The organism is Mesorhizobium sp. M4A.F.Ca.ET.022.05.2.1, assembly GCF_003998845.1.
In the GTDB taxonomy this organism is placed as follows: Bacteria; Pseudomonadota; Alphaproteobacteria; order Rhizobiales; family Rhizobiaceae; genus Mesorhizobium.
On sequence record NZ_RZOJ01000212.1, the window covers coordinates 1 to 10,224 of the forward strand.

At 64.5% G+C, this 10,224-nt stretch carries 10 protein-coding genes; 2 read left to right on the forward strand and 8 right to left on the reverse strand.

What is annotated here, in order from left to right:
- Window positions 1-8: 8 nt before the first annotated feature.
- Window positions 9-1,217 (reverse strand): MFS transporter, encoded by a 1,209-nt coding sequence (locus EN745_RS21365; RefSeq protein WP_127422194.1) that lies wholly within the window; start codon window positions 1,215-1,217, stop codon window positions 9-11.
- 292 nt (window positions 1,218-1,509) lie between these two features.
- On the opposite strand from EN745_RS21365, the gene EN745_RS21370 reads away from it, so the two are divergent.
- Window positions 1,510-1,929, forward strand: coding sequence for a VOC family protein (locus EN745_RS21370; protein WP_189347410.1), 420 nt, complete (start codon window positions 1,510-1,512; stop codon window positions 1,927-1,929).
- A 24-nt stretch (window positions 1,930-1,953) separates the two neighbouring features.
- On the opposite strand, the gene gcvA is transcribed toward EN745_RS21370, so the two are convergent.
- Complete coding sequence (gene gcvA, locus EN745_RS21375; RefSeq protein WP_126055292.1) at window positions 1,954-2,847, reverse strand: transcriptional regulator GcvA; 894 nt, start codon at window positions 2,845-2,847, stop codon at window positions 1,954-1,956.
- A 121-nt stretch (window positions 2,848-2,968) separates the two neighbouring features.
- Between gcvA and EN745_RS21380 the strand changes: the two genes are divergently transcribed.
- On the forward strand, window positions 2,969-3,673 hold the full coding sequence (locus tag EN745_RS21380) for an SDR family oxidoreductase (protein WP_127422195.1): 705 nt from the start codon (window positions 2,969-2,971) through the stop codon (window positions 3,671-3,673).
- Window positions 3,674-3,746: 73 nt separating this feature from the next.
- On the opposite strand, the gene EN745_RS21385 is transcribed toward EN745_RS21380, so the two are convergent.
- From EN745_RS21385 to EN745_RS36235, 6 genes are all read right to left on the reverse strand, one after another.
- A complete protein-coding gene (locus tag EN745_RS21385; protein WP_127285796.1) occupies window positions 3,747-4,640 on the reverse strand; it encodes a carbohydrate ABC transporter permease in 894 nt (297 codons plus the stop codon).
- 1 nt (window position 4,641) lies between these two features.
- Entirely contained in the window at window positions 4,642-5,580 is a 939-nt protein-coding gene (locus EN745_RS21390; RefSeq protein ID WP_126055290.1) for a sugar ABC transporter permease, read from the reverse strand.
- Window positions 5,581-5,689: 109 nt separating this feature from the next.
- Window positions 5,690-7,015, reverse strand: coding sequence for an ABC transporter substrate-binding protein (locus EN745_RS21395; protein WP_127422196.1), 1,326 nt, complete (start codon window positions 7,013-7,015; stop codon window positions 5,690-5,692).
- Between the two features lie 38 nt (window positions 7,016-7,053).
- The gene (gene ugpC / locus EN745_RS21400) at window positions 7,054-8,136 is read right to left on the reverse strand and encodes a sn-glycerol-3-phosphate ABC transporter ATP-binding protein UgpC (RefSeq protein ID WP_127422197.1); all 1,083 of its coding nucleotides are present in this window, start codon (window positions 8,134-8,136) and stop codon (window positions 7,054-7,056) included.
- Window positions 8,137-8,567: 431 nt separating this feature from the next.
- Window positions 8,568-9,179 (reverse strand): DUF922 domain-containing protein, encoded by a 612-nt coding sequence (locus EN745_RS21405; RefSeq protein ID WP_127422198.1) that lies wholly within the window; start codon window positions 9,177-9,179, stop codon window positions 8,568-8,570.
- Window positions 9,180-9,256: 77 nt separating this feature from the next.
- Window positions 9,257-10,224: tetratricopeptide repeat protein (locus EN745_RS36235; RefSeq protein WP_189363113.1), on the reverse strand; the 968-nt coding region annotated here is incomplete at its 5' end.

Genomic DNA, 10,224 nt, shown 5'->3' on the forward strand with positions numbered 1-10,224 from the left:
TTTGAGGACTACGCCATCTGCAGCCGCTGCCGGCTCGGCTGCGGCGGGAAGGCAATCGCGATGCCGGCGGCCCCCAGCCCGACCAGCGCCGAGCCGATGAACAGCCAGGAATAGCTGGCATAGGCGTCATAGATCATGCCGCCGGCCAGCGGCCCGAACGCCATGCCGAGGCTGGACAGCATGGTGGCGGCGCCGAATACGGTGCCGATGATGCGCGGTCCGAAATATTCGCGCGCCAGCACCGCGTAGAGTGGCATGACGCCGCCATAGGTGGCGCCGAAGATGACGGCCAGCACATAGAACTGTTCGAGCCTGCCGACCGTGAGATAGGCGGCGATCACCGCGGCCTGGATGACGAGCCCGGTGATCAGCACCGGCTTGACGCCGAGACGGTCGCCGAGCACGCCGTAGAGCAGTCGGCCGCCGAGCCCGGCGAGCCCCTCGACGCTGTAAATCGAGACGGCGGCCATCGGTGCCACGCCGCAGGCCATGGCATAGCTCACCATGTGGAAGATCGGTCCCGAATGCGCCGCGCAACAGGCGAAGAAGGTCATGCCCAGCACGAGGAATTGCGGCGAGCGCAGCGCCTGGCCGACGCTCAGGCCGGGATCATCCGTGACGGCCGCCGGCGTACCATCGGCTGCTGCGGCGGCGGCCGGCGGCTGGCGCACCAGGAAGGCCACAGGCAGAAGCAGCACCCAGGCCATGACGCCGATGTCGAACATGGCGGTGCGCCAGTCATAGGCGGTGATCAGCCAGCGCGCGAAGGGCGAGATGGTCATCGGCGCCACGCCCATGCCGGCCGATACCAGCGACACGGCGAGGCTGCGGTTGGTGTCGAACCAGGCGGTGGTGAGCGCGATCATCGGCGCGAAGAAGGCACTGGCCGCAAGCCCGACCAGGACGCCATAGGTGAGCTGGAAGACGGTGAGCGAGCCGGTGCGGCTGGCCAGCACCAGCGCCAGCCCCAGCAGCAGCGCGCCGGCGAAGACGACGGGGCGGGCGCCGACGCGATCGTAGATGGTGCCCCAGGCGAAGCCGCCGAGACCCATCACCAGAAAATTCAGCGTCATCGCGCTCGATATGCCGGCGCGCGACCAGCCGGTGTCGAGCGACATCGGCTCGAGAAAGATCGCCAGCGAAAACATCGCGCCGATGGCGACGCAAGTCATCAGCGCGCCAGCCGCGACGATGACCCAACGATAGGAAAGCTTCATGTTCTTCTCCCATGCCGGAAGCTAGAGTTTGTCGACACAGCGCAACCGTTTTTCGAGCTTCGTCACGCCGTTTGCGACCCAAGACGTTGGTGCCAGGGCCGATCCGACAATCCGGTTGCATTTTTTAATCAGATTTTTGGCACGGGTGATTTTTGCTGCCGCCTGAAAAGTTGCGTTGCTTCACAGCTCCTGTGCCCCACCGTCTTCTCTAGTGTCAGTAGCATGCAATACCCGACATTGACCGGAGGTTGGTCCCTTCTAGATGATTGACCAGTCAAACCAGGAGGACACCATGGAACTCTATCGCGGCCGGCTCATCGACCACATCCAGCTGGTGGTGCGCGACCTGAAGGCGAGCCGGCGTTTCTACGGCGCGGTGCTCGAGGTGCTGGGCATTCCGGTCGGCGGCGAGGCCGAGGATTATTTCTGGGCCGATGAACTCTTCGTCTCCAGCGTCGACAGCCGCGCCGCCCAGGGCGTGCTTACCGGCCGCCATCATCTTGCCTTCCAGGCCAAGGACCGCGCCATGGTCGACGCCTGGTACAAGGCGGGGTTTGCGGCCGGCGGCAAGGACAACGGCGCGCCTGGCGAGCGGCCCTACCACCCCGGCTACTACGCCGCCTTCCTGCTCGACCCTGACGGCAACAACATCGAGGCGGTGTTCCATGGCGAGGCGAAGCGGAGTGCTGCCGCGGTGGAGATCAGTTTCTAGGTCTGTCACCCAGGCCTTGAAGTTTCAGCCCGCATCGCTCGCATCCAGCAGCCATTGCCGGACGGCTTGCGTTGGTTCTGGATGCCGCTGCTTGCGCGGCATGACGACATGGAAATCCTGGGTGCCGCGCATGTCTCCCTGGACTGGCTGCACCAGCCGTCCGGCGGCAAGGTCGGCGGCGACGAGGAAGCGGCTGGCAAGCGCGATGCCCTGGCCGGCGATGGCGGCGTCGATCGCCAGGGCCGTCTGGTTGAAGCGCATGCGCTTGGCCTCCGTCGCCATCTTCAGGCCGAGCACCTTTTCCATGAACTCCGGCCACAGATTGTGGGCATCGTGCAGCAGCATATGATGCTGGATTTCCGCCGTAGCGATTGCGCAGGCGCCGGGCGGCAGCAGGCCAGGGCTGCAGACGGCGATGACCTGTTGCGGGAACAGGAGGTCGACGACGAGGCCGGGACCGAAGGGCGCACGGCCCTGCCGGACCGCGATGTCAACGCCGTCGGCCTGGAAGCTCGACAGGCTTTCGGTGGCAAGGATGCGCAGGTCGACCAGCGGATTGTGTGCGACGAAGTCCGGCAGTTTCGGGATCAGCCATTTGGTGGCGAAGCTGGGCGTCACGCTGATCGTCAGCCGCGCCGGTTCCGGCCGCAGCAGCGCGGTCGCCTCCGAGATCAGCTCGAAGGCGCGCCGGATGCTGGGCACATAGGCGCGGCCCTCGTCGGTCAGCGCCAGGCCGCGCGGCAGCCGCTCGAACAGCTTCGCGCCGAGGCTGGCCTCAAGACCCCGGATGTGCTGCGCCACCGCGCCCTGCGTCACGTTGAGCTCATGCGCGGCGAGCCGAAAGTTGAGATGCCGCGCCGACGCCTCGAAGGCGCGCAGCGCATTGAGCGGCGGCAAGCGCAGGAAGGCTTCGGGCATCGTGCAGTTTTTCTACAGTCCGATTTCAGGCTTTCTGGTTCGAACCAGCGGCGAAAGTCGAATATAACACGTTGTGATCAATGGTGGTACGGGCCGAAAACCAATCCGGAAGGAAGACGCAATGAGTGTAGAAAAAGTAGCGGTCGTCGTGGCCGGCGGCAGCGGCATGGGCGCGGCGGCGGCAAAGCGCCTGGCCGCCGACGGCTTCAAGGTTGCGATCCTGTCGTCGTCCGGCAAGGGTGAGGCGCTGGCCAAGGAACTCGGTGGCCTTGGCGTCACCGGATCCAACCAGTCGAACGAGGATCTGCAGCGTCTTGCCGACCTGACGCTCGAGCGCTTCGGCCGCATCGACGTGCTGGTCAACAGTGGCGGCCACGGGCCGCGCGCGCCGATCCTCGAGATCACCGACGAACAATGGCACACCGGGCTCGACGTCTACCTGATGAACGTCATCCGGCCGGTGCGCATCGTGGCGCCCCACATGGTCAGGCAGAAGGCCGGCGCCATCATCAACATCTCGACGGCGTGGGTGGTCGAGCCGAGCCCGATGTTTCCGACCTCGGCGGTGTTCCGGGCCGGCCTTGCCGCCTACACCAAGATCTTCGCCAACACCTACGCCGCCGACAATGTGCGCATGAACAACGTGCTGCCCGGCTGGATCGACAGCCTGCCCGCCACCGAGGAGCGCCGTGACAGCGTGCCGATGCAGCGCTACGGCACCAGCGAAGAGATCGCCGCGACCATCGCCTTCCTCGCCTCCGACGGCGCCGGCTACATCACCGGCCAGAACATCCGCGTCGACGGCGGCATCATCGCCGCGATCTGACGCCCATCGGCCCGCGGGGGGATGCGCCCGGCCTGCCGTTGCGCATTGGCGGCAAGCCGCTCGCGGCAGGCCGTCATTCCTTCACCGCGCCGGTCATCGAGGAAACGTAGTGCTCGACAAAGAACGAGTAGAGCACCACGACCGGCAGCGAGCCGATCAGCGCGCCCGCCATCAGCGCCCCCCATTCGTAGACGTCGGAGCGCACAAGTTCGGTCAGCACGCCGACCGGCACGGTCTTGTTCTCCGACGACTGGATGAACGTCAGGGCGTAGATGAACTCGTTCCAGGACAGGGTGAATGCGAATATGCCGGCGGAAATCAGGCCCGGCACCGACAGCGGCAGCACGATCTTGGTGAGGATCTGCAGCCGCGTCGCTCCGTCTATGAGCGCGCATTCCTCCAACTCGAAGGGGATGGAGCGGAAATAGCCCATCAGCAGCCAGGTGCAGAACGGGATCAGGAACGTCGGGTAGGTGAGGATCAGCGCGAACGGCGTGTCGTAGAGCCCGAGGTTGAACACCATCACCGACAGCGGAATGAACAGGATCGAGGGCGGCACCAAATAGGCGAGGAAGACGGCGAGACCGACCTGCCGCGCTCCCGAAAACCTCAGCCGTTCGATCGCATAGGCTGCCAGCACCGCCGCCAGCAGCGACAGGAACGTGGCGGCGGTGGAGATGATGACGGTGTTGAGCAGCCAACCGGGATAGGACGTCTCGAAGAGAAGATAGCGGATGTGCTGCAACGTTGGATGCACGACCCAGAACGGATTGAAGTTGGCGTAGTCGGTCATCTCGACATTGGGCTTAACCGCCGTGATCGTCATCCAGTAGAACGGAAACAGCAGCACGATGATGAACACCAGCAATGGCAGATAGACCGTCACCACGCGGCGCGGCAGGCTTTGCAGGTAGCCCATGCCGCCTTCATCGGTTTCCGGACGTTTCGGTCTCTTGATCGCGGCCATTTCAGTCTCCGCCGCCTTGCTGCCACTTGCGGCGTTGCAGGCCGAAATAGCTGAACAGGATCGCCGCCAGCAGGAAGGGGATCATGGCGACCGCGATAGCGGCGCCCTCGCCAAGCTGGCCACCTGAAATGCCGCGCTGGAAGGACAGCGTCGCCATCAGGTGGGTGGCGTTGACCGGTCCGCCGCGGGTCAACACATAGATCAGCTGGAAATCGGTGAAGGTGAACAGCACCGAAAAGGTCATGGTGATGGCGATGATCGGCGTCAGCAGCGGCAGCGTCACATGGCGGAACAATTGCCAGCGGCTGGCGCCGTCGAGCGTGGCGGCCTCGTAAAGCGATTGGGGGATCGTCTGCAGGCCGGCAAGCAGGGTGATGGCGACGAAAGGAATGCCGCGCCAGACATTGGCCGCGATGACCGAGGCCCGCGCGTTTGTCGGGTCGCCGAGGAAATTGATGCGATGGTCGATCAGGCCCATCTGCTGCAGCGCCCAGGACAGGATCGAGAACTGCGAATCGTAGATCCACCAGAAGGCGATCGCCGACAGCACCGTCGGCACCACCCAGGGCAGCAGCACCACGGCGCGGAAGAACGATTTGAAGGGAAGGTTCTCGTTGAGGATGAGCGCCAGCCAGAGGCCGAGCATGAACTTCAGGATCGAGGCGCTGATCGTGTAGAGCAGGGTGTTGAAGACGGAGAGCCAGAAGACGCCGTCGCTCCAAAGGTATTGATAGTTCTCGATACCGATGAAGATGCCGGGGCGGCCGATGCGGGCATCGGTGAAGCCGAGCCAGACGCCGAGCCCGAGCGGATAGGTCAGAAACACCAGGAGCAGCGCCGCCGCCGGCAGCATGAAGCCGAAGCCAAGCGCGTTGCGGCTTTCGCTCAGGCGCGACAGGATCGAAGAACGCTGCTCGACGGCAACGGACGGCACGGCCATGCGGTGGCTCCTCATCAGACGTGGTTGCTTGGCGGCCAGGGCGGCCGCCGCGCGGTTGCGCACCCCTCAGCGGGCAGCGCGCGGTCGCGGCTGCCCGGCCGGGCGGTGATCAAACCCGATAGTAGCGGTTGGCGCGCTTCTCCGCCTCTTCCATCGCCTCCTGTGGCGTCGCCTGGCCGGTCACTGCCTTGGCGAACATGTCGACCAGCACATAGTCGGCCATGGTCGCGGCCGAGGCGTAGCCGAGCGGCCCGGCAAAGCCGTTGGGGCGCAGCGTCGCTGAGGCCTTCGCGTAGGCGGCGTTGTTCGGGTCGGCCTTCCACACCGGATTGTTGTCGAAAGCCTTGAGCGTCTGGCAGCAATAGGCCGACGAGGAGGTGATCCAGTCCGCCATCTGCGGATCCTCGAACATGAACTGCAGATAGGCCTTGGCTGCGTTGGGGTAGGGCGTGTAGTCGAAGATGACGGCGCTGGTCACCTGGAACAGCTCGACGGATTTTCCGACCGGACCGATCGGCAGGTTGGTGGTGCGCATGTCCTTGGCGATTTCGTCCAGTTTCGGATCCTTGTCCTTGTTGACCTTGGCCGTGTTGTAGACGGAAATGCCATTGGCGATGACGCTCACTTCGCCGGCCAGGAAGGCACGGTTGTTGTTGACGTCGAGCCAGCTCTCGGTGCCCGGAATGAAGGTCTTGTAGAGCTGCTGCGCGTATTCGATCGCCTTCAACGTCTCGGGGCTGTTGATCGCCACCTTGCCGCTCTCGTCGACCATCTGGCCGCCATGGCTCCAGAGCAGCCAGTGCGCATAGTTGTTGCCGTCGCCGACGCCGTGGCCGTGCGTGAAGCCGGCAGGATGTCCCTTCGCCTGCAAGGCCTTGCAGAGCTCGAGGAAGCCCGCCGTGTCCTTGGGAAATTCCGCGAATCCGGCCTCCTTCACCCAGCTTTCGCGGTAGACGATGGCATTGCCGATGGTGGCGAGCGGCAGGCCGAGGAATTTGCCTTCCCGGGTCGCGTACTGCTTCGGTCCGTCGTACCAGCCGCCATATTTCGAGCCCAGATACTCACCCAGCTCGGTCACGTCGTGCAGCTTGTCGGGGTATTGATGCGGGTCGTCGAACCAGACGAACATCAGGTCGGGACCGGAACCGACATTGGCGGCGACCGCCGCCTTGGGACGGATGTCTTCCCAGCTTTCCTTGTCGACGCGAACCTCGACGCCTGTCGCCTCGGTGAACCGCTTGGTGTTGGCCAGCCACTGGTCCTCATCGCCCTGCACGAAGGGCGACCAGCGCAGCAGCCTGAGCTTCGCGCCGTCCTCCGGCTTGTATTTCAGGCCTTCCTGGGCCAGGGCGGGAGAGCCGACGAACCGGCTTCCCAAGGCGCCCGCCGCCACGCCGGCGGTCGTGCGGATCACGTCACGTCTGGTGAATTTCATGGTGGTCTCCTCCTGTCGGTTTCCTCGCTCAGTCGTTCTTACGGCCTGGTGCGCATCTCGAACCGCTTTCCGGTTTCGCCGTGAAAGAGATGGATGAGGCCGGGCTCGGCCGAGAGCCGGACGGTTTCACCTGGCGTAAAGGAATGGCGCTCCCGGAAGTTCGCGACGATCTCCTCGCCGCCTTCTGTCCGGCCGATGAGCTGCACCTCCGAGCCGGTCGGCTCGACCACCGCGACAGTGACCGGAATCCCCGCGTCGGACAGCCTGAGGTGCTCGGGCCGTATTCCCAGCACCACGGGTTCGCCATTGCTGATCGACGGCGTCGCCGCCAAAGGCACGGAAATCTCGCCTGCGCCGCGAAAGGATGGCGAGCCATCGGTCGCAATCCCGCCCTTGAGCAGGTTCATGGCGGGCGAGCCGATGAAGGAGGCGACGAAGAGATTGTTTGGCCGGTCGTAGAGTTCCAGCGGTGGCCCGATCTGCTCGACGAGGCCGTCATGCATGACGACGATCTTGTCGGCCATGGTCATCGCCTCGATCTGGTCGTGTGTGACATAGACCGTCGTGGTCTTCAGCCGCTGGTGCAACTCCTTGATCTCGGCACGCATCTGCACCCGGAGCTTGGCGTCGAGGTTTGACAGCGGTTCGTCGAACAGGAAGACCGCCGGATTGCGCACGATCGCTCGGCCCATGGCGACGCGCTGGCGCTGGCCGCCTGAAAGCTGGCGCGGATAGCGCGACAGCAAGGGCACCAGCCCGAGGATCTCGGCCGCGCGCCGGACGCCGGCTTCGCTTTCTGCCTTCGAGACACCTTTGAGCATCAGCGAGAACGCCATGTTCTCGGCAACCGTCATATGCGGGTAGAGCGCGTAGTTCTGGAACACCATGGCGACGTCGCGCTCCTTTGGCGCGACGTTGTTGACGACACGCTCGCCGATCGCGATCTGCCCGCGCGAGATCTTTTCCAGGCCGGCGATCATCCTGAGAAGGGTGGATTTTCCGCAGCCGGATGGCCCCACCAGGGTGACGAATTCACCGTCCTCTATGTCCACGCTGACGCCGTGAAGGATCTCGACGCTTCCGAATGACTTGTAGACATCGGCAATCGCGACAGACGCCATCGAAATCCTCCCGGCTGGGTCCTGCGACGTCCGCAAGACTCCATTTTCTTTCTGACATGGCCTTGAAGCGGATCCCGTCAAAACGGCGGGAAACCTCAATCCACCACACCAGCCGGCGACAGCTACCAAGGCTCCCCCCTTGGTCACGCGACTGGGCAAACGGTAGCGCTACCAACCCTGCGTGTAAAGCGGCGGTGAGAAGCCAGATCTGCCTAATCGCTCAGGCTCAATGAACGTCGATAGGCCTTAGAAGGAAGTCCACGCATAGTTGTGCTATTCCAGCGTGTATCGATCTACTGGTAGCTCGCCGGGGTTTTATAAGCCAATGCTTGAAAGGCGCCGCACTCCCTCGAATCACGAATCTGCCGATTTTCTCGCCAGGGTGGAGATCGATCATCGCAAATGTTCGGATGTCCTTGCCCGAGCTGGGCTCATTCCCCATTCACAAACGCCAGCACCAGCCTCTGCAAATTCCCGCCCGGTCCGAACTCGACGCGGTCGAAATCGCGGCTGGCCTGGCGCTGCGCTTGTGAAAGTTCGGCAAGCCGTGCGGTGAGCTCGGTCCTGATCTTCTTGCAGCCGGGGTCGCCGGCGATCGTGAAGCCCACGCTCAGCGCCTCGATCTTTTGCACCATGTCGACGATCTGGGCGCCATGCACCTTCTCATGCGCGGCGAGGCCGGCGGCGAAACTGTCCCAGCGCTTTTGCAGACCCGCCGTCATCGGCGTGGCTGGCTTCGGCAGCGTGTAGGTGAGGGTGAGCTTCGGCCGCGCCGACTTCAGCACGCAGGCGCCGCCCTCAGGCCGGTAGTCGCGCTGCCAGGTCAGCTTGAAATTGGTATGCGCGATGACGCGCCGTTCGTTGCCTGCACTGTCCTTGCCGATCACCGGGCCTTTCTCGCCGATCGAGGCATAGAGCTCCGGTGCGGTCTGTCCGGAGACGGCATAGGTCTCGACCTTTTCGACCGGCTTCCAGTCGCCGGCCCGCGCCGATGCGGACGGCAGCATGGCCGCGAGCAAAAGCAAGAGGATGGCTGGTTTCATGCGCCCCCGCGGATTGGCAATGGAGCCCGAGTCGGCGGGCGATCGCCGGCCATCATGCCCGCTGCGCGGCGGACTGGCTATGCCGGCGTGTTGTCCCAGCCGGCGCGCTCGAGACCGGTTCGCAACCGGTCACAGTTCTCGGCGCACTCTATGCGCAGGTCTGCAAGGATATCCGCCACGGTCAGGCCCGAATCCAGCGCGCGGCCTTCCCTAACGCAAGCCTTGGCTTTCTCGGTGTCGCCGTCGAGCGCGTGGCACGCCGCCAGTCGCGCCCATTGCCGCACGCCCTTGAGCGGCAGGCAGGAGAAGGAAGCCGCGGCCTCACGGTAGCGGCCGGCGATGAACAAGGCTACGCCGCGGTCGAAATAATACCAGCTCGGATGCATCGGGTTGAGCTGGATGGCCTGGTCGAGCAGCGCCAGCCCGGCTTCGCCATCGCCTCGCAGCGCCCTGAAGTAGCCGGTCTGGGCGAGCGTGTCGGCATCGTAGGGATTGAGGTCGAGCGCGCGGGCGAAGTGCTTTTCGGCGGCTTCGTATTCGTCGCAGCCCCGCCAGAGCAGCGTCAGTGCCAGGATCCTGTGGCATCGCCCTTCGTCGGGACTGACCGCGATTGCGTGCAGCGCCCGGTCGCGCGCCTGATCGAGCACGGCACGCGGCGCGGCGGAACAGCCTCCTATGATCATGTCGGCAAGCGCCAGATAGGCATGCGCAAGGCCTGATTCCGGATCGCGTTCCAGCGCCTTGAGGAAATGCTCGCGTGCCTCCTCGTTCACTCCATCGCCATAGCTGCGCAGCAGAGCCATGCCGCGCAGCAGATGGAGGTAGGCCTCGACATTGGCGGTGGATGCGGGCTGGCCACGCCGCATGACCGCGCTTTCGACGTTGGTGACCAGCGCCGTCGCGATCCGCTGAGCGACCGTTTTCTGGAAGGCGAAGATATCGCCTTTGACGAACGTGAAGCCTTGCGACCAGACGCGACGGCCGGATGCCGTCTCGGTCAGCACGACGCGCGCGCTGTAGCCGCCTCCAGCGGATTCCACGACCC